The organism is Herbiconiux sp. (genome assembly GCF_023264895.1).
GTDB lineage: Bacteria > Actinomycetota > Actinomycetes > Actinomycetales > Microbacteriaceae > Herbiconiux.
In genome coordinates this window covers 1-23,101 of sequence record NZ_JAHFUY010000039.1, presented here as the reverse complement: position 1 = coordinate 23,101, position 23,101 = coordinate 1, and the positions used below count along the sequence as shown (strand labels likewise).

Annotated in this window: 27 protein-coding genes; 10 read left to right on the top strand and 17 right to left on the bottom strand. The window is 72.4% G+C overall.

Annotated elements, in window-relative coordinates:
* The first annotated feature begins 22 nt into the window (after positions 1 to 22).
* Positions 23 to 823, top strand: a complete 801-nt coding sequence (locus tag Q0D57_RS08925) for a tryptophan-rich sensory protein (RefSeq protein WP_366518595.1) — start codon at positions 23 to 25, stop codon at positions 821 to 823.
* A gap of 19 nt (positions 824 to 842) precedes the next feature.
* On the opposite strand, the gene Q0D57_RS08920 is transcribed toward Q0D57_RS08925, so the two are convergent.
* Complete coding sequence (locus Q0D57_RS08920) at positions 843 to 2,411, bottom strand: ATP-binding protein (protein WP_291041667.1); 1,569 nt, start codon at positions 2,409 to 2,411, stop codon at positions 843 to 845.
* Positions 2,412 to 2,451: 40 nt separating this feature from the next.
* The gene (locus Q0D57_RS08915; RefSeq protein WP_291041736.1) at positions 2,452 to 3,177 is read right to left on the bottom strand and encodes a response regulator transcription factor; all 726 of its coding nucleotides are present in this window, start codon (positions 3,175 to 3,177) and stop codon (positions 2,452 to 2,454) included.
* Between the two features lie 163 nt (positions 3,178 to 3,340).
* Here Q0D57_RS08915 and Q0D57_RS08910 point away from each other — a divergent pair, with 163 nt between their 5' ends.
* Both Q0D57_RS08910 and Q0D57_RS08905 read left to right on the top strand, forming a co-directional pair.
* Positions 3,341 to 4,015 (top strand): GNAT family N-acetyltransferase, encoded by a 675-nt coding sequence (locus tag Q0D57_RS08910; protein WP_291041664.1) that lies wholly within the window; start codon positions 3,341 to 3,343, stop codon positions 4,013 to 4,015.
* A 69-nt stretch (positions 4,016 to 4,084) separates the two neighbouring features.
* Positions 4,085 to 4,630, top strand: a complete 546-nt coding sequence (locus tag Q0D57_RS08905; protein ID WP_291041661.1) for a DUF1697 domain-containing protein — start codon at positions 4,085 to 4,087, stop codon at positions 4,628 to 4,630.
* 56 nt (positions 4,631 to 4,686) lie between these two features.
* On the opposite strand, the gene Q0D57_RS08900 is transcribed toward Q0D57_RS08905, so the two are convergent.
* Positions 4,687 to 5,259, bottom strand: coding sequence for a CGNR zinc finger domain-containing protein (locus Q0D57_RS08900; protein ID WP_291041658.1), 573 nt, complete (start codon positions 5,257 to 5,259; stop codon positions 4,687 to 4,689).
* Between the two features lie 52 nt (positions 5,260 to 5,311).
* Between Q0D57_RS08900 and Q0D57_RS08895 the strand changes: the two genes are divergently transcribed.
* Complete coding sequence (locus Q0D57_RS08895) at positions 5,312 to 6,352, top strand: DMT family transporter (protein WP_291041655.1); 1,041 nt, start codon at positions 5,312 to 5,314, stop codon at positions 6,350 to 6,352.
* A gap of 2 nt (positions 6,353 to 6,354) precedes the next feature.
* A complete protein-coding gene (locus Q0D57_RS08890; protein WP_291041652.1) occupies positions 6,355 to 6,975 on the top strand; it encodes a hypothetical protein in 621 nt (206 codons plus the stop codon).
* Between the two features lie 16 nt (positions 6,976 to 6,991).
* Here the strand turns inward: Q0D57_RS08890 and Q0D57_RS08885 are convergent, their stop codons facing one another.
* From Q0D57_RS08885 to Q0D57_RS08870, 4 genes are all read right to left on the bottom strand, one after another.
* Positions 6,992 to 8,167, bottom strand: coding sequence for an alcohol dehydrogenase catalytic domain-containing protein (locus Q0D57_RS08885; protein ID WP_291041649.1), 1,176 nt, complete (start codon positions 8,165 to 8,167; stop codon positions 6,992 to 6,994).
* Positions 8,168 to 8,217: 50 nt separating this feature from the next.
* Entirely contained in the window at positions 8,218 to 8,937 is a 720-nt protein-coding gene (locus Q0D57_RS08880) for a glycosyltransferase family A protein (RefSeq protein WP_291041647.1), read from the bottom strand.
* A 65-nt stretch (positions 8,938 to 9,002) separates the two neighbouring features.
* Positions 9,003 to 10,514: a bifunctional PIG-L family deacetylase/class I SAM-dependent methyltransferase gene (locus Q0D57_RS08875; RefSeq protein ID WP_291041644.1), complete on the bottom strand. Its 1,512-nt coding sequence runs from the start codon at positions 10,512 to 10,514 to the stop codon at positions 9,003 to 9,005.
* Positions 10,511 to 12,031, bottom strand: a complete 1,521-nt coding sequence (locus Q0D57_RS08870; protein WP_291041642.1) for an acyl-CoA dehydrogenase — start codon at positions 12,029 to 12,031, stop codon at positions 10,511 to 10,513. Before Q0D57_RS08870 ends, Q0D57_RS08875 begins: the two co-directional genes overlap by 4 nt.
* Positions 12,032 to 12,166: 135 nt before the next feature.
* On the opposite strand from Q0D57_RS08870, the gene Q0D57_RS08865 reads away from it, so the two are divergent.
* Both Q0D57_RS08865 and Q0D57_RS08860 read left to right on the top strand, forming a co-directional pair.
* Complete coding sequence (locus Q0D57_RS08865) at positions 12,167 to 12,973, top strand: SDR family oxidoreductase (RefSeq protein ID WP_291041640.1); 807 nt, start codon at positions 12,167 to 12,169, stop codon at positions 12,971 to 12,973.
* A 26-nt stretch (positions 12,974 to 12,999) separates the two neighbouring features.
* A complete protein-coding gene (locus Q0D57_RS08860) occupies positions 13,000 to 13,353 on the top strand; it encodes a gamma-glutamylcyclotransferase family protein (protein ID WP_291041638.1) in 354 nt (117 codons plus the stop codon).
* A 51-nt stretch (positions 13,354 to 13,404) separates the two neighbouring features.
* On the opposite strand, the gene Q0D57_RS08855 is transcribed toward Q0D57_RS08860, so the two are convergent.
* Genes Q0D57_RS08855 through Q0D57_RS08845 form a run of 3 tightly spaced genes read right to left on the bottom strand, consistent with a single transcriptional unit; the run spans position 13,405 to position 15,624 of the window.
* On the bottom strand, positions 13,405 to 14,031 hold the full coding sequence (locus tag Q0D57_RS08855) for a hypothetical protein (protein WP_291041635.1): 627 nt from the start codon (positions 14,029 to 14,031) through the stop codon (positions 13,405 to 13,407).
* Complete coding sequence (locus Q0D57_RS08850; protein WP_291041632.1) at positions 14,028 to 14,957, bottom strand: class I SAM-dependent methyltransferase; 930 nt, start codon at positions 14,955 to 14,957, stop codon at positions 14,028 to 14,030. The genes Q0D57_RS08855 and Q0D57_RS08850 overlap by 4 nt, the downstream gene beginning before the upstream one ends.
* A 34-nt stretch (positions 14,958 to 14,991) precedes the next feature.
* Positions 14,992 to 15,624: an XRE family transcriptional regulator gene (locus Q0D57_RS08845; RefSeq protein ID WP_291041626.1), complete on the bottom strand. Its 633-nt coding sequence runs from the start codon at positions 15,622 to 15,624 to the stop codon at positions 14,992 to 14,994.
* A gap of 57 nt (positions 15,625 to 15,681) precedes the next feature.
* Between Q0D57_RS08845 and Q0D57_RS08840 the strand changes: the two genes are divergently transcribed.
* The gene (locus Q0D57_RS08840) at positions 15,682 to 16,716 is read left to right on the top strand and encodes an NAD(P)/FAD-dependent oxidoreductase (protein ID WP_291041623.1); all 1,035 of its coding nucleotides are present in this window, start codon (positions 15,682 to 15,684) and stop codon (positions 16,714 to 16,716) included.
* Between the two features lie 74 nt (positions 16,717 to 16,790).
* Here Q0D57_RS08840 and Q0D57_RS08835 read toward each other — a convergent pair whose 3' ends face one another.
* Positions 16,791 to 17,615: an SDR family oxidoreductase gene (locus Q0D57_RS08835; RefSeq protein ID WP_366518594.1), complete on the bottom strand. Its 825-nt coding sequence runs from the start codon at positions 17,613 to 17,615 to the stop codon at positions 16,791 to 16,793.
* A 135-nt stretch (positions 17,616 to 17,750) separates the two neighbouring features.
* On the opposite strand from Q0D57_RS08835, the gene Q0D57_RS08830 reads away from it, so the two are divergent.
* Positions 17,751 to 18,980, top strand: a complete 1,230-nt coding sequence (locus Q0D57_RS08830; protein ID WP_291041617.1) for a multidrug effflux MFS transporter — start codon at positions 17,751 to 17,753, stop codon at positions 18,978 to 18,980.
* Positions 18,981 to 18,986: 6 nt separating this feature from the next.
* Here the strand turns inward: Q0D57_RS08830 and Q0D57_RS08825 are convergent, their stop codons facing one another.
* Genes Q0D57_RS08825 through soxR form a run of 6 tightly spaced genes read right to left on the bottom strand, consistent with a single transcriptional unit; the run spans position 18,987 to position 22,536 of the window.
* Positions 18,987 to 19,781 (bottom strand): alpha/beta hydrolase, encoded by a 795-nt coding sequence (locus Q0D57_RS08825; RefSeq protein WP_291041598.1) that lies wholly within the window; start codon positions 19,779 to 19,781, stop codon positions 18,987 to 18,989.
* A complete protein-coding gene (locus Q0D57_RS08820) occupies positions 19,778 to 20,242 on the bottom strand; it encodes a MarR family winged helix-turn-helix transcriptional regulator (RefSeq protein ID WP_291041590.1) in 465 nt (154 codons plus the stop codon). The genes Q0D57_RS08825 and Q0D57_RS08820 overlap by 4 nt, the downstream gene beginning before the upstream one ends.
* A gap of 52 nt (positions 20,243 to 20,294) precedes the next feature.
* Complete coding sequence (locus Q0D57_RS08815; RefSeq protein ID WP_291041586.1) at positions 20,295 to 20,699, bottom strand: VOC family protein; 405 nt, start codon at positions 20,697 to 20,699, stop codon at positions 20,295 to 20,297.
* 9 nt (positions 20,700 to 20,708) lie between these two features.
* Positions 20,709 to 21,173 (bottom strand): helix-turn-helix transcriptional regulator, encoded by a 465-nt coding sequence (locus tag Q0D57_RS08810; protein ID WP_291041579.1) that lies wholly within the window; start codon positions 21,171 to 21,173, stop codon positions 20,709 to 20,711.
* Positions 21,174 to 21,180: 7 nt separating this feature from the next.
* Positions 21,181 to 22,041 carry a PPK2 family polyphosphate kinase gene (locus tag Q0D57_RS08805; protein ID WP_291041576.1) on the bottom strand — a complete coding sequence of 287 codons (861 nt, stop codon included), beginning with the start codon at positions 22,039 to 22,041 and terminating at the stop codon, positions 21,181 to 21,183.
* Positions 22,042 to 22,050: 9 nt separating this feature from the next.
* On the bottom strand, positions 22,051 to 22,536 hold the full coding sequence (gene soxR / locus Q0D57_RS08800; protein ID WP_291041573.1) for a redox-sensitive transcriptional activator SoxR: 486 nt from the start codon (positions 22,534 to 22,536) through the stop codon (positions 22,051 to 22,053).
* Positions 22,537 to 22,587: 51 nt separating this feature from the next.
* On the opposite strand from soxR, the gene Q0D57_RS08795 reads away from it, so the two are divergent.
* A partial coding sequence (locus tag Q0D57_RS08795) for a superoxide dismutase (protein ID WP_291041570.1) occupies positions 22,588 to 23,101 on the top strand: 514 nt, incomplete at its 3' end.

Genomic DNA, 23,101 nt, shown 5'->3' with positions numbered 1-23,101 from the left:
GTTCGGTGGCAAAGTAGTTAAGGTGATTAGCGAAAACAGGACCTCGGATCGCATCCGGCAGAGCGTCGTCGCCGTGAGTGCGGTGCTCGCCATCGTGGGCAGCTTCATCGGGTCGGGCGCCGCCGGCGGCACCCCGATCCAGGATGCGGCGGGCGGGGCGCTCAGCGCGGACTCGACGCAGCTCGCCCCGGCCGGTCCCGCCTTCTCGATCTGGTCGGTGATCTACCTCGGCCTGATCGCGTACGCGATCTGGCAGTTCCTCCCCCGCCAGACGTCGTCACCGCGGCAGCGCGCGCTCGGCTATCCGATCGCCGCGACACTGCTCCTGAACGCCGCCTGGATCCTGAGCGTGCAGGCCGGACTCCTGGCTCTCAGCGTCGTGGTGATCGTCGTGCTGCTCGCGGCGCTGCTGTTCACGTTCGTGCGTGTGGTGCGCACCCGCCGCGACGGCCAGGGCGTGGTGGAGTCGATCGTGGTCGACGGCACCGTCGGGCTCTACCTCGGCTGGGTCTCGGTGGCCACCGCCGCCAACATCACCGCCGCTCTGACGGCCGCGGGGTTCGACGGCTTCGGAGCGGCTCCCGAGGTCTGGGGCGTGGCGATCGTCGTGGTGACCGCCGCGCTCGGCATCGCCCTGGCCGCCTGGGATCGCGGCCGTCTGGCCCCCACGGCGTCGCTGGCCTGGGGGCTCGCCTGGGTCGCCGTGTCGCGCCTGACCGGCGAGCTGCTCTCGCCTCCCGTGGCGGTCGCGGCCGTCATCGCCGCCTCGGCACTGGTCGTGGCCACGGTCGTGCTGCGGATCGTGCACCTCCGGATGCGCTGAGACCGGCGGCGCCGCCTGCTCAGGAGATCGCGGTCGTGGGCCTCGTCTGCGCCCCGGGCCGCTCGCCGAGCGGGCCCGCCGTGGCTCCGGCCACCCGGGTGAACCACAGCGTGAACGTGGTGCCCGCGGGCGTCGACGCGACCTCGATGGAGCCGTCGTGCGCCTCGACGATCGACGCCACGATCGCGAGCCCCAGGCCCGTGCTGCCGGAGCGGCGCGAGCGCGAGGAGTCGCCACGGGCGAACCGCTCGAAGAGCTCGGGCACGAGCTCGGGATCGATGCCGGGCCCGTTGTCGCTCACCGAGAGCTCGATGCCGGGCGTGCCGTCGTGCTCGGCGAAGCGGATGCCGGCGGTCACGGTCGTGCCCTCCGGCGTGTGCAGCGCCGCGTTCGAGAGCAGATTGAGCACCACCTGGTGCAGGCGCTCGCGGTCGCCCGTGACGAGCGCCGCGGCATCCGGGACGACGTGCAGCCAGATATGGCCCGACGACGACGCCTTCGCGTCGCTCACCGCGTTCACCACGATCTCGCCGAGGTCGACCTGGTCGAGGTGCAGATCCTGGCCCTCGTCGAGACGTGCCAACAGCAGGAGGTCGCTCACGAGCGAGTTCATGCGCTTGGCCTCGGACTCGATCCGGGCCAGCGAGTACTCCGTGATGTCGGGGAGCTCGGCGTTCTCCTGGCGGGTCAGCTCGGCGTAGCCCTGGATGGCGGCCAGCGGCGTGCGGAGCTCGTGGCTCGCGTCGGTGACGAAGCGGCGCATCCGCTTGTCGGTGGCCGCGCGCACGGCGAGCGCCTCGTCGACGTGGGAGATCAGCCGGTTGAGGGCCTCCCCCACCTTGCCCACCTCGGTGCGGGGGTCGGTGTCGGCCTCGCCGACGCGGGTCAGGATCTCGACCTCGCCGCGGTCCAGCGGCAGGTTCGTGACCTCGACGGCCGTGCCGACCACGCGGCCGAGGGGGCGGAGTGCGAGCCGCACCACCACGATCACGCCCACCACGATGATGGCGAGGGCGATCAGGGCCAGGACGACCATGACGATCGTCTCCTGCAGCACGGCCTCGTCGGCCGCAGCGAGCGAGACGCCGGCGATGAGGAGGTTGCCCTCGCTGTCGGTCTCGGTGCTGAAGCGGTAGTGGCCGAACCCGTCGAGCACGATCGACTCCTGCGTGCCCGGCGTGAGCGCGCTCCGCTCGAGCTGCGCGACAGCGGCGGCCGGGAGCGAAGCGGCGTCGGAGTCGGAGAAGCGGGCGGAGTCGGTGATGACGCCGTCCTCGGCCGTGGCGATGATCGCGCCCGGGCCGTGGCCGGTGAACTCCGTGAGCGGCTTGTGGGGGTAGATCTGCCCCGACGGGGAGTGCCCGTAGTGGAACTTCTCGACCGAGTAGCTGAGCGCCGACATCGAACCTCGGAGCTGGGTGTCGACCACGCGCGTGATGGAGGTGTTGAGCGTGACGATGCTCACGATGCCCACCGTGAGGAGCACGACCGCGACGAGGCCGGCGGTTCCGACCACGAGGCGGCTGCGGAGAGTCCAGGGGCGCCGGCGCGCCGAGACGGTGCCGCGCCGCCCGTTCGCGGCGGTCACGCTGTGACTCCGCAGCGCGCGGGCGCGCCTGTCGACGCGCTCACTCGGCGGGCCGCAGCACGTAGCCGACGCCGCGGACGGTGTGGATCATCGAGGGCCGGTCGGCGTCGATCTTCTTGCGCAGGTAGGAGACGTAGAGGTCGACGATCGAGGCCTTGCCCGCGAAGTCGTAGTTCCACACCCGGTCGAGGATCTGCGCCCGCGAGAGCACCCGGCGGGGGTTCCGCATGAAGTAGCGAAGCAGCTCGAACTCGGTCGTGGTGAGCTGGATCGGGTCGCCGCCGCGGTTGACCTCGTAGCTCGTCTCGTCGAGCAGCAGGTCGCCCACCACGATGCGGGAGTCCTCATCCGACACCGTCATGATCGAGCGGCGGAGGAGCCCCCGGAGGCGTGCCACGAGCTCCTCGAGGCTGAAGGGCTTGGTCATGTAGTCGTCGCCGCCGGCGGTGAGGCCGATGATGCGGTCGTCGACCGAGTCGCGCGCGGTCAGGAAGAGGGTGGGCGAGGACTGCTCCACGTCGCGCAGCTGCTTGAGCAGGGTGATGCCGTCGGTGTCCGGCAGCATGATGTCGAGCACCACCACGTCGGGCCGCTCGTCGCGGTACTTCTGCAGGGCGGTCGTGCCGTCGTGGGCGATGTCGACCGTCCAGCCCTCGTAGGCCAGCGCGAGACTCACGAGACTCGTGAGCACGACCTCGTCATCGACGAGCAGCACCCGGATGGGCGAGCCGTCGGCGCGGTAGAGGCGGGGCAGCTTGGCGAGCACGGCCCGCCGGCGCCCCGACGAGACGAGTTCGTCGGAGATCGGTGAATTCGTCACGCTCCATTGTCGAGGCGGCGTGCGGTCGTCTCCAGGCCTCCGGACCGATTCATAGAGACCTCAAATCTTTCCACACAGCCCTCCTGTCTCGGTTGCATAACGTCTCCCCATGACGCAGATCAAGGCACTCGGCTACGGATCACTCTGGGCGCACACGACGACCCGCTCCGGCCCCGCCGCGATCCCGCTGCGCACCCGGGTGAAGGACGCTCTGGCCTCGGCGGGCATCCGGCGCCCCCGGTTCGTGCGCGGGCCGCGCACCGAGACCCCGTTCGACGCTCCCCACCTCACGACCGACCGCCTGCTGCTCCGCCCCCACCGGCTGGGCGACGCCGCCGACTGGTACGACCTGCAGTCCGAGCCCTCGGTCTCGCAGTTCCTGCCGTGGCCGGAGCGCGACCGCAAGGCCTCGTTCCGGCACCTCCGCGACCGCACCAGGCACACGCGGCTCTGGCAGGCCGACGACTTCCTCGCCCTCGCCGTGGAGCGGGAAGGGCACGTGATCGGCGACGTCTCGCTGCACCTGCGCACGGTCGCCCGCGAGACGCGCGAGGTCGAGATCGGCTGGGTCATGCATCCGTCCCACAGCGGCCGGGGAATCGCGACCGAGGCCGCGGAGGGCATCCTCGGGTTCGCCTTCGAGACCGTCGGCGCCCGCACGGTCACCGCCGTCACGGATGCGCGCAACACGCGCTCGGTCGCCCTCGCCAAGCGGCTCGGGTTCACCGAGCTCGCGAAGGCCAGGCACGGCTCGCCGGAGTCGGTGCTCGTGCTGCACCGCTGACGCTCCGGCCCTTCTCCGGCGCTTCTCCGGCGCTTCTCCGCGACGGCCGGCCCGCGGTAGCTTGGGCGCATGGCGAAGTATGCGGCGCTCCTGCGCGGAGTGAACGTCGGTGGCATCACCGTGAAGAGCGCCGAGCTGGCCGAGCTCTTCCGCTCGCTCGGCTTCGACGACGTGAAGACCGTGCTCGCCTCGGGCAACGTGCTGTTCTCAACTTCGGAGCCAGCCTCGGCCGCGGCGCACGCGCACCTCAAGGCGACCATCGAGAAGGGCCTCGGCGAGCGCTTCGGCTACGACGCCTGGATCGTGCTCGTCGACCACGCGGAGCTCGCCGGCATCGTCGACGCGTACCCGTTCGAGGAGACCGACGGCGTGCAGCCCTACGTGCTGTTCGCCTCCACGCCGGATGCTCTCGACGAGATCACGGAGTTCTCGGCCGGAGCGGGTTCCGCTTCCACCTCGGCGGGCGAACGCGGGGTGCCCGGAGACGGCGTCTTCTACTGGGAGACGCCGAAGGGCTCGAGCACCGAGACGGCGCTCGCGAAGTTCCTCGCGAAGCCCCGCTTCAAGGCGACCATCACCACGCGCAACCTCCGCACGCTGCGGAAGCTGCTCTAGCGCGCCGGGGCTCGGGCCTCTGCGCCTCAGGCCTCTACGGCTCAGGCCCCTACGCCTCAGGCCCCGGCCGAGCGGCGCGCGCGGTACGCGTTGACGTTCATCCGGTTGCCGCAGTTCCCCACGTCGCAGTAGCGCTTCGAGCGGTTGCGCGAGAGGTCGACCAGCACCGCGTCGCAGTCGTCGGCGGCGCACGTGCGCAGGCGGTCGAAGTCGTCGCTGCGGATGACGTCGATGAACGCCATGGCGACCTCCACGCGCATCCGGGTCGCGAGCGGCGCCTCGGCGTCGGTGGCGTGCAGGTGCCAGTCCCAGTCGCCGTGGCGCACGAGCTGCGGCAGGGCGTGGGCGTCGCGCAGGATGGCGTTGACGAGCTCGACCGCCTCGTCGCGCTCGACCTCCCAGAAGCGCCGGAGCTCGGGGCGGAGGGTCCGCACCTCGTCGAGCTCGGCGTCGTCGCCGTCGCGGCGGCCGGAGTAGTCGTTCTCGTCGAGCAGCGCGACGAGCTGGGCGCGGGAGGAGAGTTCGTCGTCGCGCGAGCCGGAGACCGCCGCCTCGGTGTTCACGAGGGCGGTGGCGAACGCGAGGGTCGCTTCGGTGTCATAGGCGAAAAGGATGTTGACTCCTGACATGGGCCGCGATTAGTGTCACTAGCGTACCCACTTTGACTCCTGACAGGCGAGCATGAGCGACATCACGCAGCATTCCCCCCACGATCTCCGGCGGAGCGCCCCGCTCGCACATCGTCGCGGTGCCGGCCTCGTGCTCGCCCTCGCGGCGGCGGCGGCCTTCGGCATGAGCGGCCCCTTCGTGAAGCCCTTGCTCGAGGCCGGCTGGTCGCCCGTCGCCGCGGTCACCGTGCGCGCGCTCGGCGGCGGGCTCGTGCTGCTCGCCCCGGCGCTCTGGGCGCTCCGAGGTCGCTACCGCACCCTGTTCGCGGCCTGGAGGCTCGTGCTGCTCTACGGCATCGTCGCCGTCGTGGGGGCGCAGGTGTTCTACTTCGCGGCCATCGAGCGGATGCCCGTGAGCATCGCCCTGCTGATCGAGTACTCGGCCCCGGTGCTGCTGGTGCTCCTCGCCTGGGGGCGCACGCGCATCCCGCCCGCCATGCTCACGATCGTGGGCGCCCTGCTGAGCATCGGCGGGCTCGTGCTCGTGATCGACCCGGCCGGCGCCGGCGGGCTCGACGGGCTCGGGGTGCTGTTCGCCCTCGGTGCGGCCGTCTGCCTCGCGGGCTACTACCTCATCTCGGCGCGGCCGAGCGGCGACCTCCCGCCCGTGGCGCTCGTCTGCGCCGGTCTCCTGGTGGGCGGGCTGGCCCTCGGACTGATCGGGCTCACCGGGCTGCTCCCCTTCACCATGTCGTTCGACGACGTGGTCATGCCCCTCGTGGGCGAGGTCTCCTGGATCGTGCCGATGGGCGTCGTGGTCGTGATCGCCACCGCCTTCGCCTACCTCACCGGCATCCTGGGCGCCGCTCGGCTCGGATCGCGCGTGGCCTCGTTCGTGGGGCTCGTCGAGGTGCTGTTCGCGGTGCTCTTCGCCTGGCTGCTGCTCGGTGAGGTGCCCACGCTCGTGCAGGCGCTCGGCGGAGCGCTCATCGTGGGCGGCGTGGTGTTCGTCAAGCTGCAGCGGGAGGCGGTGCCGCCTCCCCTGCCGGCGCCAGGTGGGGTAGGCATGGAGGAGGCGGGCACGAAGCCTGCACATCACTCGTCGATCGGATGACCATGAGCCAGCAGCCCCCGTTCCAGCCGCCCGAGCCGCCCCGTTCCGGGCAGCCGCCCCAGCCACCCCAGTACCAGCAGCCGCCGCAGCAGCACCAGCCTCCGCAGTACCAGCCCCCGCAGCAGCCGCAGTACCAGCCGCCCCAGTACCAGCCGCAGCAGCCCGCCTACCAGCCACCGCAGCAGCCGGGTGCGCACCCGGGCTACGGGCAGCCCCCGAAGCAGGAGGCTCCGCGCCACCCGGGCTACGGGCCCACCCCGGGAACGGACGGCCGGGGCACCGAGCACCAGGGCGGCCACCCGCAGGGAGCCTGGCGCAACCCGCTCGCCCTCGCGTCCGTGATCCTCGGTGCCCTGCCGTCCCTGCTGGGCCTCATCTTCATCTTCGTGCAGGCCGGCATGATCGCGAGTGCGAGCTCCGACGCCTACGGCGCGGTCAGCCTCGTGCAGACGGTGCTGCAGGCGCTGCTCGGCATCGGAGCCCTCGTGCTCGGACTGCTCGCCCTCGCCAAGGCGGGCCCCGGCCGGGCACTCGCCGGCGCGGGGATCGCCCTCGGTGCCGCCACGCTCGTGGGCGTGCTCGGCACCATCCTCTACCCGCTGGTCTTCGCCGCCGCGTACTGAGGATCGGAGGAGGGCCTCACGGCACCAGCACGACCTTGATGCAGCCGTCCTCCTTCTTCTTGAAGATCTCGTACATCTCGGGAGCTTGGTCGAGCGGCACGCGGTGCGTCACGAGGTCGTCGATGCCGAGTGGATCGGCGGGGTCCTCCACCAGCGGGAGGATCTCGTCGCGCCACCGGTGCACGTTGCACTGGCCCATGCGGAGGGTCAGCTGCTTGTCGAACATCGTCATGAACGGCACCGGATCGGCCGCACCCGCGTAGACGCCGCTGAGCGAGACGGTGCCGCCGCGCTGCACGGCGTCGAGGGCGAGCAGGAGGGCGGCGAGGCGGTCGACGCCGACGGTCGTGGCCGCCTTCTTGGCGAGCGCATCCGGGAGCAGGCCCGCGGCGAACTGCGCGAACGCGGCACCGGGGTTGCCGTGCGCCTCCATGCCGACCGCGTCGACGATGCCGTGCGGGCCACGGCCGTCGGTGAGCTCGCGCAGGCGATCGAGCACGTCGTCGGTGAGGTCGAGCGTCTCGATGCCGTGGCGCTCGGCCATGGCGCGGCGCTCGGGCACGGGGTCGACCGCGATCACGCGATGGCCGAGGTGACGGCCGATGCGCGCGGCGAACTGGCCGACGGGGCCGAGCCCGATCACGCCGAGCACGCCGTCATCCGGGAGCTCGGCGTACTGCACGCCCTGCCAGGCGGTGGGCAGGATGTCGGAGAGGAACAGGTAGCGGTGGTCGGGCAGCTCGGTGCCCACCTTCTGGGCGTTGAAGTCGGCGAACGGCACGCGGAGCTTCTCGGCCTGGCCGCCGGGGATGGAGCCGTAGAGCTCGGTGTAGCCGTAGAGGTCGGCACCGGTGCCGGTGTCGCGGTTCTGGGTGGTCTCGCACTGGGTCGTGAGCCCGCGCTGACACATGTGGCAGTGGCCGCAGGCGATCACGAACGGGATGACGACGCGGTCGCCGACCTGGAGCCGGGTGACCGCGGATCCGACCTGCTCGACGATCCCCATCGGCTCGTGGCCGAGGATGTCGCCCTTGTCCAGGAACGGCCCCAGCACGTCGTAGAGGTGCAGGTCGGAGCCGCAGATGGCGGTGGAGGTGACACGGATGACGACGTCGGTCGGCTCCTGGATCACGGGATCCGGGACCTCTTCGACGCTGACCTTCATGGTGCCCTGGTAGGTGAGTGCTCTCATGCTTCCGGCCTACGCCACCTCGGCGCGGGTGGCGAGGGGGTTGACGGGTTTCAGTCGACGAGGCGGCGGAGGAAGCCGGCGAAACCGCCCGCCGTGCGGCCCTCTGTGCGCCCTGAGGTGTCGACGGGCGCGCCGCCCAGATCGATCACGAGCGGCGCCGGCGCCTCCCCCACCACTCCGAGCACCGGCAGCAGCCCCGGGTCGAGGGCCTCGACGGCGGCGACGAGCGCCTCGTCCTCACCCGACGCGAGGGGCGGGAAGCCGCCGGCGAGGAGGTAGGCGTCGGCGCGCACGCCGAGGTTCGCGCCGTAGACGTGGCGCCCGGGCGCGAGGTGGAGGTCGTGCCAGGCGCGGAGCACCTCGCCGTCGAGGTCGGCGGCGCGCGGCAGCACGCGGCCCAGGGCGACGAGGGCACCGGATTCGGCCGCCTTGCGGTGCTCGCGGAGCCAGGTGCGCGGCACGACGCTGTCGGCATCCGTCGACGCGATCCAGTGCCCCCGTCTCGGCACCGAGGAGTCGAGCAGCTCCTCGACCCCGGCGGCCCTGGCCCGGCCCACGTTGGCGAAGGCGGTCTGCACCACGCGGATGCGGGGGCCGAACGAGCGGGCCACGTCGACGGATCCGTCGGTGCAGTCGTCGAGCACCACGACGATCCGGGTGCGGATGCGGCCGGGCAGCGCGTCGGCGGCCGCGAGCACCGACTCGAGGCAGGCGCCGAGCAGCGCCTCCTCGTCGCGGGCCGGGACCACCACGTCGATCCGCTCGATCACAGGGCGCGCTCGGTCACAGGGTGCGCTCGGTCACAGGATGCGCTCGCGTCACAGGGTGCACTCGCTCACAGGATGCCCTCGCGCCGGGCGATCGAGACGGCGGGCGCGCGGGTGAAGACGTCGAGCACGAAGTCCTCCTCGAGGTGATGGGCGAGACGATCGAGGCCTGGGTGCGCGGCGAAGGCAGCGTGCACGTCGTCGCCCGTCGCCGTGCGGCCGGCGACGGGGTGGCGCCAGTGGCAGACGGCGACCGCGCCGCCGGGGGTGAGGGTGTCGAGGATGCGGTCGAGGAGGCCCACGAGGTCGGGGGCGTCGAGGTAGTAGCCCACCTCGCTCACGACCACGAGGTCGAACGGCCCCTCCGGCCACTCGGCCGGGACCTGCAGTCGGCGGAACTCGGCGGTGGGGCTGGGGGCGGTTGGGCTGGGGGCGGAGGCGGCGGCAGCCCGGGTGCGAGCGTGCTCGAGGGCGACCTCGGAGACGTCGACCCCCACGAAGCGTTCGGTCGTGCGCTCGAGCAGGGCGGCCGAGAGCACGCCCGTGGAGCAGCCGACCTCGAGCACTGTGCCGTAGCGGCGGTCGGGGAGGGCGGCGACGAGGAGCGCGCGCTTGCGCTCCTCGTACCATCGCGACTCGAAGCCCCAGGGGTCGTCGGCCCCGGCGTGCAGGCGGTCGAAGTAGTCGGCGGCGACGCCGCTGTCGTGCAGCTCGGCGGGCGCCGTGGTGAGGTCGGCCGGCGTGGATGACGGGGCCGTGGCGGGGGTGGACGACGGGGCGGGTGCGGGCGGGCTCGGGGTGAGGTCGACGAACAGCTCGAAGGAGCGGGTGAAGTGCTCGAGCATGCCCTCGTGCAGGAGCACCTCGTCGCCCGGGAGTCCGCTGAGCGGGGAGACCTGGCTCGTGTGGAGGGCCAGGGCGTGCAGCTTGGCGTCGACGATCTCGGGGTCGAGGGAGACGGACACGAAGGAATCCCACGGCACGGCCGGGTCGTCGACCGCGGCCCAGTGCCAGAGCCAGACCGGGTAGGCGAGGTGCCACAGCTCGCGTGACTCCGCGACAGCGGCGGTGGCCTCGCAGGCGGCCTCGTGGTCGGGGTGGCGATCGCCCGCCCAGGTCGACACGAGCAGCACTCGTGCGCCCCGTGTCCCGGGGTCGCCCTCCCCCGCGACGCCCACCAGGGCCTCGAGCCGTTCGCGCATGGCAGGCACCGCACCGCTCAGGCCGCCGTCGGGTAGACGTGCGAACTCGACGGTCGCGCCGGGCGCCATGAGGGCGACCGCCTTCTCGGTCTCGATCTCGCGGAGGCGGGCCAGCTCGTCGGGGCGGTGCGTGGAGGAGTCCGGATGGGACGCCTCGCCCGAGGTCGCCACCAGCACGGTCGTGCGCACCCCGGCCGCGTAGGCGCGGGCGAGGAGGCCGGCGGCCCCGAGGGTCTCGTCGTCGGGATGGGCGGCGACCAGCACGAGGTGGTCGATCTCGGCGAACATCCCCTCCTGGAGCTCGACGGGATCGTGTCGCTCGATCGCCCCCAGCCATGCGGCCTCGGGCGTGCCGACGGTGTCGTGGGTGAAGCTCATGGGCGGAGGCCCCTCTGCGATGCGGCGGCGGGGCCGGCCGCCGCCGCGGGTGGCTCCTCGAAGGCCCACGGCGTGTTCGCCCACTCCGCGAGGGACGGCTCCGCGGTGGATGCCTCGCCGGTGGATGCCTCGCCGGTGGACGCCTCCACGGTGTCGCCGCGGGATGCCTCGCCGCGGGATGCCTTGCCGAGGGAGGCCTCCTCGAGGGATGCCACCTCCGAGGCCGGCTCCTCGACGACCGATGCCACGACGGGTGGGCCGGCGAGGGCGGTGAGGAGGCGGCCGACGCGGGCCTCGTCGCGGGTGCCGTGGTCCTGGCGGAGGTAGAGCTCGAGGTCGGCCACTCGTGCCGCGTAGTCGGCGTCGAGGGCGAGCGGTGACGGGCCGAGCGCGTGCGCGGCCTCCCGCAGCACGTCCTCGGCGGCCGCTCGCACGATCGATCGCGTCACCTGAGCGAGCAGCGCCGCCTCGCCCGCGGTGTCGCCGGCGACGGCGGTGGAGCCGCCGGTCGGATCGACCGCCGCCGCATCCGCCGCAGCCGCATGTACCGCAGCCGCATCCATCGCGGCCGGGTCCATGGCGGCCTGATCCATCACGGCCTGATCCATCGCGGCGGCTGCCGCGGCGAGCGCCGATGCCGCCGACTGCACGGCGAGGGCGACGCGGCCGGCGTGCAGCAGCGCGATGTCGTCACCGCGCTCCGCCGCCGCCTGCACGACCCGGCGGGCGACCCCCACCGCGCCACCGAACCAGCACGCCGCCACTCCGATGCCGCCCCACTCGAAGCCCGCACGCCCGAGGTACCAGCCGGTGGCGCCCACGGCAACCGCCGGCACCCGCGCGAAGTCCGTCGGACCGCTCGGCACCGAGGGGAACCCGCGAGCCACCCAGGCGTCCTCCTGCGCAGTGACCCCGTCGTGCCGCAGATCCACGGCGAACAGGCGCCGCCCGCCCCCGACCGCCGCAGACCGCTCGGTAGCGTCGGCCCCATCGGTCGCGTCAGGCCACCCGGCCCCATCGGCCGCGACGTGCGCCGTGACGAGCGCGTGGGTGAGCCGGCCGGCGAGGGAGCACCAGGGCTTGGTCCCGTCGAGGAGCCAGCCGGAGGCATCCGGTGTCGGTGTCGCCGTCAGCCGCACCCCCGGCCCCTCCGCCGCGAAGACACCCCAGGTGCTCGAGGCGTCGGCACCGACGCCTCGCAGGTCGACCGGCGCGGGGCACTCCGCCAGGATCATGGCCGCATCGAGGTGCGGCTCCACCACGCGGGCGACGGTCACGTCGGCGGCCGCGAGGGTGGCGAGGGTCTCGAGATACCGAGCGGTGGAGCCGTGCCCCGGCCGCGGAATGCCCCGGGCGACGCGGGTGGCGAGTTCGAGCGCCAGGCCCACCTCAGCGCGAGCCCGAACGGCCTCGTCGAAGACCTCATCGAGCTCGTGGAGTGCCGGTGCGACCGGTGCGACCGGTGCCAGCAGGCTCCGCAGCCGTCCCGGATCGAGAGTCACCGCTCCGGGTCGCATCGCTCCTCATCCCTGCTTCCCGAAAAGGACGCACTTCTCCACATACAACAAGGGTTCGGATCCGCATCAAACCCCCTTGACGCGAATCCCCTCGATCCGGTTGCGCCCCGGGCGGATGGTCGTACGGTCGGGGACATGGACCTAGGGATCTCAGACAAGAAGGCGCTCGTCACCGGGGCGGACTCGGGCATCGGCTGGCACACCGCGAAGCTCCTCCTCGAGGAGGGCGCGACCGTCGTGATGAGCGACATCGACCAGTCCGCCCTCGACGAAGCCGTCTCCCGCCTCCCCGGCACGGGCTGGAGCGAGCGCGTGCACGCGTTCGCCGCCGACATCACGAGCCTCACCGACCTCGACCGGCTGCACGCACAGGTGCAGGATGCCGTCGGCGACATCGACATCCTCGTGCAGTCGGCCGGGGTGACGGGCGCGCAGGGGCTGTTCCACGAGATCAGCGACGAGGGCTGGACGAAGACCATCGAGACCGATCTCATCGGCCCGGTGCGCCTCATCCGTCGCTTCCTGCCCTCGCTCCGGAAGGGCGGCTGGGGTCGTCTCGTGCTCATCGCCTCCGAAGACGCGGTGCAGCCCTACGACGACGAGCTCCCCTACTGCGCCGCGAAGGCGGGCATCCTGGCACTGGCGAAGGGCCTGTCGCGCTCCTACGCCTCGGAGGGCCTGCTCGTGAACGCCGTCTCGCCGGCCTTCATCCACACCCCCATGACCGACGCCATGATGCAGAAGCGCGCGGCCGAGCTCGACACGACCGTCGAGAAGGCGATCGAGTCGTTCCTCGTGGAGGAGCGCCCCTACATGGAGCTCGGCCGCCGCGGCGAGCCCGACGAGGTGGCGAATGTCATCGCGTTCCTGTGCTCCGACCTCGCCTCGTTCGTGAACGGCTCCAACTACCGCGTCGACTCCGGATCGGTCGCCACGATCTGAGCCTGCGCGCTGGATAGGCTCGGAGCATGAGCGAATCGGAGGCCGTGCTGCTGTTCTCCTACGGCACGCTGCGGCAGCCGGAGGTGCAGCTCGCCACCTTCGGGCGGCTGCTCGCCGGGCGCGAGACGGCGGTCGTGGGGTTCCGGCTGGAGTGGCTGACCATCACCGACCCGCACGTGATCGCCACGAGCGGGAGCGACCGGCATCCGCTGCTCGTTCCGGCGGACGGGCCCGGTGAAGCCTCCGTGCCCGGCACGGTCTTCGAGATCAGCGCCGCCGAGCTCGCCGCCGCCGACGAGTACGAGGTCGACGACTATCGGCGCGTGCTCGTGCCGCTCGACACCGGCAAGCAGGCCTGGGTCTACGTCTTCGCAGGATGAGCTGGCTGAGGGCTGAGCGGCTCACCCGCTCGTCGCCCACCTGCTCGCCGCCTACGGGGCCGCCGGCATCCGGATGCTCGTGACGAGGTCGACGAGGTGCGGCTCGGACGGCGCCGATCCGAACCCGAACCGCACGGGCGGATCGAGCGCCGCGAAGGCCCCGAGGTCGACCCCGTCGAGGGTCGCCCCGGCCCAGGCGATGCGGCGGAGCGTCGTGACGCCGTAGAACTCGCGTCGGCCCCCACCCGCGGTGCCCGCGGTGCGCACGCCCGGCACGATCACACGCGCCACGGGGTCGATCGCCTCGAGCCAGAGCGGTGCCGTGGCGATCCGCGGCGGCACCACCCGCAGCAGTCGGCCGAGCGGCGGCATCGCGCCCACGAGCAGGCGCACCTCGAGCCCCCCGGCGTCGACCCGCAGCCCGCCCGTGATGCGGCGCCGGGCCACGGGCACCACGCGCACCTCGTCGAAGGAGTAGGTCGACGACACGAACTCCGCCACCTCGTCCGAGGGTGCGAGCAGGGTGCGGTGGCCGACGGCGTCCTCGAGCATCACGTCGGCGAAGGCACCGAACGGTGAGTGCTCCCAGAGCCCGGCCACGATGCGCGTGCCCGACGCGGTGCCGAAGCCGGCGATACGGCCGGCGAAGCGCACGGTCCCTGCGCCCACGCCCGTCATCCCGGAAGCGTCATCTCGAGGCTCACCCCGAGCGGCAGCCACCGCTCCCGCGGCCACCGCCACAGACCGTCATCGCCCTGCTCGAGCGCGCGGAACATCCGCCACGGCAGCTCGTAGTGCTCCCCCAGCCGGTCGAGCCGCAGCCCTGCGTCGAGCAGTCCGCCGAGGGTGGCCGAGAGCGGATGCGTCCACTCCCACGTGCGCGGATTCTCCAGCACCGCGGACTCGTCGGCGTAGTCACCCTGCTCCTCGAGCACCGTGGGCACCCCGCCGTCGTCGTAGGGGTAGGCGAAGCGGGGCAGCTGCCCGGGCTCCGCGTCGTCGAACACCCAGGCGGCCGGATGCGAGTCGGCGAAGTAGAAGCGGCCGCCCGGCTTCACGAACCACGAAACGATCCGCGCCCACTCGGCGATGTCGGGCAGCCAGCCGATGGTGCCCCAGCTCGTGTAGACGAGGTCGAACGAGCCGGGCTGGGGCAGCAGGTGCCTGGCGTCGTAGACGTTCGCCACCACGAAGCGCGCCCGGTCGGAGAGCCCCGTGGAGGCCGCGAGCTCGCGCGCCTCCTTGACGGCCGGGAGCGAGAAGTCGAGCCCCACGACCTCAGCGCCGCGCTGGGCGAAGACGAGGGAGTCGGCGCCGAAGTGGCACTGCAGGTGGAGCACGCGGAGGCCGTCGAAGCCCTGGGGGAACATGCGCGAGAGCGCCTCCTCCTCGAGCTCGCGCAGGCGCCCGCGGCCGGCGAGCAGCTCGGACTGGTCGTAGTGGTCGCCGTTCACGTGCAGCGGCACGCGCTCGTTCCAGCTCGCGAGGTTGTCGTCGAGCCAGGTGCCGCCGCGCGGGTCGATGTCACCGGGCGGGTGCATCCCGACCGGTGTTGTGCCATCCGGTGTCATCTCGACGCGCGCCGTGCCATCGTTCTCAGCCATGGTCCGAGGCTACCCGGGCGCGCCCGCCGCGCCCTCAGCGGCCCACGCGCCGGTCGGGCTCGGTCTGGGCCCGCACGTGGATGCGCTCGCCGTCGCGGTTGAAGATGCACATCAGCTCGACCTCACCGCCGTCGGCGCTGCCGAGCCAGTGCGGAACACGGGTCGCGAACTCCGCGGCCTCCCCCGGCCGCAGCACGAGGTCGTGCTCGCCGAGCATGAGCCGCAGCCGGCCGCTCAGCACGTAGACCCACTCGAAGCCCTCGTGCGTCTTCAGCGACGGAGCCTCGGCGGGCGGGCTCCCGGGCGGCACGGCGGGGATGACCATGCGCACCGTCTGGTTCGGCGAGGTCTCCTTCGAGAGGCTGTAGATGACGCGGCCGTCGGCACGCGAGCGCCTCGCGGGCACCCGGGGGTCAGGCACCTCGTCGCTCACGAGCTCGTCGAGGCTGAGCTCGAGCGCGCGGGCGAGCGGGATGAGGAGGTCGAGGTTGGGCTGCCGGCCGCCGCTCTCCACGCGGGAGATCGTGCTCGCCGAGATGCCGGTCGAGGCGGAGACGTCGGCCAGCGTGAGGCCCTGGTCCGCACGGGCGGCACGGAGTCGTACCCCGATGCGAGCCGCGCGCGACTCGGCGGCGGTGGGCGATGGTTGGGGAGCTATCGACGGCATATTGCCATTTCAGCACATCGGATTGCCAAAGTCGAACACCGCCGCGAGAGTGGGGGCATGAACGAAAACACCTACGACGTCATCATCGTCGGCGGCGGCGCCGCCGGACTCAACGCCGCCCTCGTGCTCACCCGCGCCCGCCGTCGCGTGCTCGTGGTCGACGCGGGCGCACCGCGCAACCGCTTCGCCGCGCACATGCACGGCTTCCTCACCCGCGACGGCTTCTCGCCGCTCGAGCTGCTCGAACTCGGCCGCGCCGAGGTGCGGGGCTACCTCGGCGAGATCCTCGCCGGCCGCGCCGTCTCGGCCACGGGCGAGGCGGGCGGGTTCGAGGTGACCGTCGAGCTCGCCGAGGCGGCCACCGCCGGCACGTCCGGAACGACCGGCGGCACGTCCGGCGCCACGTCCGGCGGCACGTCCGGCGGCACCGCGACCTTCACGGCCCGTCGCCTCGTCATCGCGAGCGGCCTCCGCGACGAGCTCCCCACCATCCCCGGCCTCGCCGAGCAGTGGGGCACCGGCGCGGTCGCGTGCCCCTACTGCGACGGCTGGGAGGCACGGGACCTCCGCCTCGGCGTGATCGCCACGGGCCCGATGTCGATCCACCAGGCCACGCTCATCCGTCAGTGGTCGGCCGACGTGACCTTCGTCGGCCCGCTCACCGACGACCTCGACCCCGCGGTGCGCGAGGGCCTCGAGGCCCGCGGGGTGCGCATCCTCGCCACCGACGTCTCGAGCATCCTGAGCGACGCCGACGGCACGCTCACGGGCGTCGCTCTCGCCGACGGGACGACCGTCGACCTCGACCGCCTCTTCGTGGGCCCGCGCCTGCTGGCGAACGACGAGCTCCTGCGCCAGCTCGGAGCGGAGACCGCCGAGGGCCCGATGGGCGCCTGGACCGCCTCCGACTTCACGGGCCTCACGAGCGTGCCCGGCGTCTGGGTGGCGGGCAACTCCGGCAACGCCGGCGCCCTCGTGGTGGTGGCCGCGGGCATGGGCGCCATGGCGGGGGCGGCCCTCAATGCCGACCTCGTCGCGGCCGACACCCGCGAGGCCGTCGAGGCTGCCCGAGCGGTCGCCTCGACCGAGTAACGGTGGAAATGAGAGGGACCGACGCCCTATACGGGGTCGGTCCCTCTCAGATCTACCGAAACCAGCCGCGCGCGTCAGCCCTGAGCGAGCACCGAGACGTCGTTCCACTTCTCCCACGTCTCGATCCGGCTCGCGTAGTCGGCCTTCGCGATGCCGAGCGGCGCCGTGCCGAAGAACACGCGCAGCGGCGGCTCCTCCGCGTCGACGACCCGGAGGATGGCCTGAGCCGACGCCGCGGGGTCGCCCGGCGTGGCGTTGCGCGTCTTCCGCGCCTCGGCCACCGACTCGTGCAGCGCGGCGTACGCCTCGAGCGGCTCCGAGGTCGCGGCCGACGATCCGGACCAGTCGGTGCTGAACCCCCCGGGCTCCACGAGCGTCACGTGGATGCCGAAGCCGGCCACCTCCTGCGCGAGCGACTGCGAGAACCCCTCGAGCGCCCACTTCGAGGCGTGGTAGATGCCCACGAGCGGGAACGCCGAGATGCCGCCGATCGACGACACCTGGATGATGTGCCCGCTGCCCTGGGCACGGAGGTGCGGCAGGGCGGCCTGGGTGATCCAGAGGGCGCCGAACACGTTGGTCTCGAGCTGCGCGCGGGCCTCGGCCTCCGTCACCTCCTCGACGAAGCCGAAGTGGCCGTAGCCGGCGTTGTTCACGACCACGTCGAGCTGGCCGAACCGTTCGACGGCCGCGTCGACGGCGGCGAAGTCGGCCGCGCGGTCGGTGACGTCGAGCGCGATCGGCAGGACGCGGTCGCCGAACCGCTCGACGAGGTCGTCGAGCGACGAGACGTCGCGCGCGGTCGCCGCCACGCTGTCGCCGCGCTCGAGGGCGGCGATCGCCCACTCCCGGCCGAAGCCGCGCGAGGTGCCGGTGATGAACCAGGTCTTCGAAGTCATGTGCATTCCCTTCGTCGGGCGCCGACGGCGATGCCGGCCGGCCCGAAGAACCGAACGCGGCAGAGGCTCCCGTTGTTCCCGACACCGCTAGGCTGGCCGCGAGCGCACGGGGGCGGGCGCAAGACGGGGGATCCCATGAGGGACAGAAGACTGCTGTTCGCCATCCTGCTCGGGGTCATCCCGCTCAGCCAGTTCCCGATCGACGTCTACACCCCCGCCATCCCCGAGATGGTGCGCGAGTTCGACACCTCCACCACCCTCGTGCAGAACACGGTCTCGGCCTACGTGCTCGGCATGAGCCTCGGCCTCCTGCCGATCGGGGTGATCGCCGACGCGAAGGGCCGCAAGCCCACGCTGCTCATCTGCCTCGCCCTGCTGTTCGCCGCGAGCATCGCCATCGCCTTCACGACCGACATCGGCGTGCTCCTCGCCCTCCGCTTCGTGCAGGGGGTCGGCGGATGCGCGTGCATGGTGATCGTCTACGCCATCGCCGCCGACCTCTTCCGCGGCGCGCGGCTCACCTCGGTCTCGGGCTGGCTCGGGGCCTCCTGGGGGCTCGCCCCGGTGGTGGCGCCCGCGATCGGCGGCGTGATCGCCCAGTTCGTCTCCTGGCGCGGCATCTTCGTGCTCGTCGCCGTGCTCGCCGCCCTCGCGGCCCTCGTGGTGTGGCGGCTGCTGCCCGAGACGCTGACCCCCGAGGCCGCGAGCCCCATCCGCCCCCGCGCCATCGCCCGGGTGCTCGTCAGCACCCTGCGACGCCGCGTCTTCGTGGGCCTCACGCTCGTGTTCGCGGTCTTCGCGAGCGCACAGCTGCTCTTCGGCGTCGTCGCCCCCGTGCTCTACCAGGACGTGCTCGGGCTGTCACCGCTCGCCTACGGCTTCATCGCCCTCGTGGTGGGCGCCGCCAATCTCGGCGGCGAACTCGCGACCGGTACCTTCGCCACCCGGCTGTCGTCGCGCACGCACGGCGGGGTCGCTCTGGCGCTGTTCACCGCGGGGGCGCTCGTGCTCGCCCTCAGCGGGTTCCTGGTGGGCCCGGACATCGTGCTCATCACGGTGGGCGGCATACTCGTGATGCTCGGCTGCGGCGCCCTGTGCCCGCTCGCCTACGGTCTCGCACTCGGTCTCTTCGACCGCAACCTCGGGCTCGTCGGCGGCCTCACGAGCGCGGTCTGCTACCTGTTCGTGGCGGTCACCCTCGGCGCCGCGGCCGTCCTCCCCGAGGCCGACCAGACCCCCATCGGCCTCGTCTACCTCGGCTGCGCGGTGGTGGGCGGCGTGCTGATGGCCCTGTGGCTGCCGCGCCGCCGGAAGGAAGCCCTCTCGCCGGCATCGACCGCGGGGCCCGGTTCCGCGTCGACCTGAGTGCGGCTACCCCACCTCGACGAGGCCGGCCGCGAGCTCACCACGTGAGGTCCACGCGAGCACGGCGTCGGCGAAGAGCTGCGGGCTCTCCGCGCTCCAGTGGTGGTGGAGTCCCGGCGCCAGCGCGAGGTGCGCCGACGGGAGGGCCTGGCGGAGCCGTTGCAGAGAGGCCTGCCGCACGAAGGCGGCGTCCCGACCGCCGGCGACGGCCAGCACAGGTGCGTCGACACGGGCGAGCGCGTCGACGGGCGTCCCGGTGCGCACCTCACTGTAGATCTGTTCGGCGGTCTCGCGCCGGATCCCGGCTCCCGTCGAGACGAACAGTTCCAGATCCTCCCCCGAGAGCCCGTAGCTCCGCCCGGTGCCCCGCCAGTAGGCGGGCGAGCCCCAGGCCCGGATCGCCACCGCGCTCGCGAGCCGGGCGGGGGTGGAGGGCGGCGCGAGGGCGGCACTCCCGGCGAAGACGCTGCGCACGCGGTCCGGATGCGCGGCCGCGACCGCGAGGGCCACGGACGACCCGAGCGACAGACCCACCAGATGCGCCCGGCCCTCGGGAGCGAACTCCGCCACGAGGGAGGAGACGTGCCGGGCCGCCTCGGCCACCGACCCCCAGGTCAGCCGATTGCTGCCGCCGAACCCCGGCAGGTCGGGCACGAGCAGGTGGTGCCCGCGGAGCCCGTCGAGCTGCGGCCCCCACATCCACCCCGCGGTGTTCGAGGAGTGCAGGAGGACGAGCGTCTCCCCGCTCCCGCGGTCGAGCTCCTGCGCGGCGAGCCCCGTCGAGGTGACGACGCCGTTCACGCCTCCTCCCCCGCATCCGCCGCCAGCACCCCGAGGGCGTTGGCGATCACGCGGTCGAGGATCCGGCCGAGCATCTCGAGGTCCACTCCCGCGTCGACTCCGTCCTGGTGCCCGTCGAGCCCCCGCCAGGCGCGGTCGAGCAGGGCACCCCCCTCGGTCGTGAGCCGCACGAGTCTGGCCCTGGCGTCGCCAGGGTGCGGTCGCACCTCGACGAGACCGTTCGCGCGGAGCCCGTCGAGCCGCTGGGTCACCGAGGCCCGGGAGACCGAGAGGTCGTCGGCGATCTGCCGCTGGGTCGGCTCGCCCAGCACCCGCACCACGAGCAGCACCACGAAGTCGGAGTACGGGATGCTGTGGTGCGCTCGCAGATAGCGATCCGAGACCCGGTCGAGCAGCGCTGTGGCGCGATGCAGCTTGAAGGCGGGGCTGTCGGAGAACGGGGCGATCGGCGGTGTCGTCATATCGTTAAGCACTTAACAGTATGGCGACGCTGCAGGTCAAGCCGCGAGGGCGTCACGCCTGGCTGATGCGCACCATGTTGCCCGCCGGGTCGCGGAAGGCCGCGTCACGGACGCCCCAGAACTGATCGGTCGGCTCCTGCACGATCTCGGCGTTGCCGGCGGCGCGCACCCGCTCGAAGGCGCCGTCGAGGTCGTCGGTCCGGAAGAGCAGGCCGGGCAGCTCGCCCTTCGCGAGCAGCGCCTCGATGGCGGCGCCGTCCTCCTCCGAGTGCCCGGCGCGCGGCTGGGAGATCACGATCTCGATCTCGGGCTGGTCGGCGGTCGAGAGCGTGATCCAGCGAAAGCCGTCGTTCTCCACCTCCGAGCGGAGTTCGAGCCCGAGCGTGTCGCGGTAGAACGCGAGGGCGGCGTCGGGGTCGTCGGCGAGCAGGTGCACGTGGCTGAGTGAGATGGTCATGGCTCGACGTTAGCGAGCGAGGGCGTCCACGCGCTTCTCGGTTCCTGCTCGATCCGCGGATGCCGCGCGCACCCTGCGCGGCCGCCCCAGCACCATGGCCTCGCAGCTCGGCACCACGGTGACGGCCTCGTGCGAGAGCGCCCGGTAGGCGCTCGGCGTCATCCCCACGATCTCGGTGAACCTCGAGCTGAACGACCCGAGGCTCGTGCAGCCCACCGCCCAGCACACGTCGCTCACACTCACCGCGTCGCCCTGCCGGAGGAGCGCCTTGGCGCGCTCGATGCGCCGGGTCATGAGGTGGGCGTAGGGGGTCTCGCCGTAGGCCTCGCGGAAGCGCCGGCTGAAGTGCGCGGTCGACATGAGCGCGGCACGGGCGAGCGCGGGCACGTCGAGCGGCCGGGCGTACTCGCGATCCATCAGGTCGCGTGCGCGCCGAAGGCGCCGGAGCTCGTCGAGCGAGGGAGGTGTCGGCATCGCGGCCTCAGGTGGCGAGCAGCCGCGCGCGCTGCTCCTCCACGTCGAACGCGGCGGCCGGCCACTCGAGGTCGAGCCCCCGGAGCGCCTCGTCGAGCAGCTGCTGCACGGCGAGGGCGGAGTACCACTTGCGGTCGGCCGGCACCACGTGCCACGGCGCCCAGGGCGTGCTCGTGGCGCGGAGGGTCTCGCCGTAGGCGGCCTGGAACAGCGGCCACAGAGCGCGGTCGTCGACGTCGGCGGGCGAGAACTTCCAGTGCTTGTCGGCCCGGTCAAGTCGCCGCAGCAGTCGGGAGCGCTGCTCGTCGCGCCCGAGGTGCAGGAGCACCTTGACCACCGTCGTCCCGTTCTCCGTGAGCCTCTTCTCGAACGCATTGATCTCGTCGTGCCGCGCCGCGATCTCCGCCGCCGTGAGGCTCCCGTGCACGGCGGGCACGAGCACGTCCTCGTAGTGCGAGCGGTCGAAGACGCCGATGTGCCCGGCGGTCGGCAGCACCTTCTCCACGCGCCAGAGGAACGGATGCGCGAGCTCCTCGGCGGTGGGCTTCTTGAAGGCGTGGTGCGAGAGGCCCTGCGGGTCCATGCTGGCCGCCACGCGCTTGACCACCCCGCCCTTGCCCGCGGTGTCCATGCCCTGCAGCACGAGCAGCACCGACCGGTCGCCCCCGAAGAGGCTCGAGGCGAAGAGCTTCTCCTGCAGCTCGTCGAGCGAGGGCGTCGTGGCCTCCGACAGCGCGGCACCCTCGTGCTTGCCCTCGATCCCCGGTGTCGCATCCGTGGCGATGGCCGCGAGGTCGACCGGCCCGTCGCCCGGCGGCACCCGCAGGAGCCCGCTCCACGACACACCCGCACCCGCATCCTGAGTCATGGCGACACCCTATCCAGCAGAGGCGTCGAGCGCCTGGTTCGCCTCGGCCTCCCAGCGCACGGGGCCCGCCCCCTCGTCGCCGAGTCTGTCGCCGGGGTTGTTGAGCGCGCACGTGGTGAGGCTGAGGCAGCCGCAGCCGATGCAGCCGTCGAGCTCGGTGCGGAGATGCTGCAGGTCGGCGATGCGCGCGTCGAGCTCGGCCCGCCAGCCGGCGGAGATGCCCATCCAGTCGGCGCGCGTGGGGGTGCGGGCATCCGGCAGCGAGTCGAGGGCGGCGCGGATGTCGGCGAGCGAGATGCCCACGCGCTGCGAGGTGCGGATGAAGGCGATCCGGCGGAGCACATCGCGGCGGTAGCGCCGCTGGTTGCCCGCGGTGCGCTCGGCGCTGATGAGCCCGTGCTTCTCGTAGAAGCGCAGCGCCGACACGCTCGTGCCGCTGCGCTCTGAGAGCTGGCCGATGGCCAGCAGACTGCGACCCGGGTCGACACTGGGCATCCGCTGTCACCTCCTTGACCTCAACCGTAGTCGAGGTCCTAACGTGGAGTCATGACTGAATACACGCTGCCGGACCTGCCGTACGACTACGCCGCTCTCGAGCCCCACATCTCGGGCAAGATCATGCAGCTGCACCACGACAAGCACCACGCCACCTACGTCGCCGGGGCCAACACGGCCCTCGCCGGCCTCGCCGCCGCCCGCGAAGCAGGCGACCTCGCCAACGTCAACAAGCTCGAGAAGGACCTCGCCTTCAACCTCGGCGGCCACGTCAACCACACCGTCTTCTGGACCAACCTCACCCCCGACACCCAGACCCCCGAAGGCGAGCTCAAAGCCGCCATCGACGACGCGTTCGGATCGTTCGAGAAGTTCCAGGCCCACTTCACCGCCGTCGCCCTCGGCGTGCAGGGCTCCGGCTGGGCCGTCCTCGGCTACGACAGCCTCGGCGGCAACCTCACCGTCTTCCAGCTCTTCGACCAGCAGTCCAACGTGCCCTTCGGCGTCATCCCCCTCTTCATGCTCGACGTCTGGGAGCACGCCTACTACCTCGACTACCTCAACG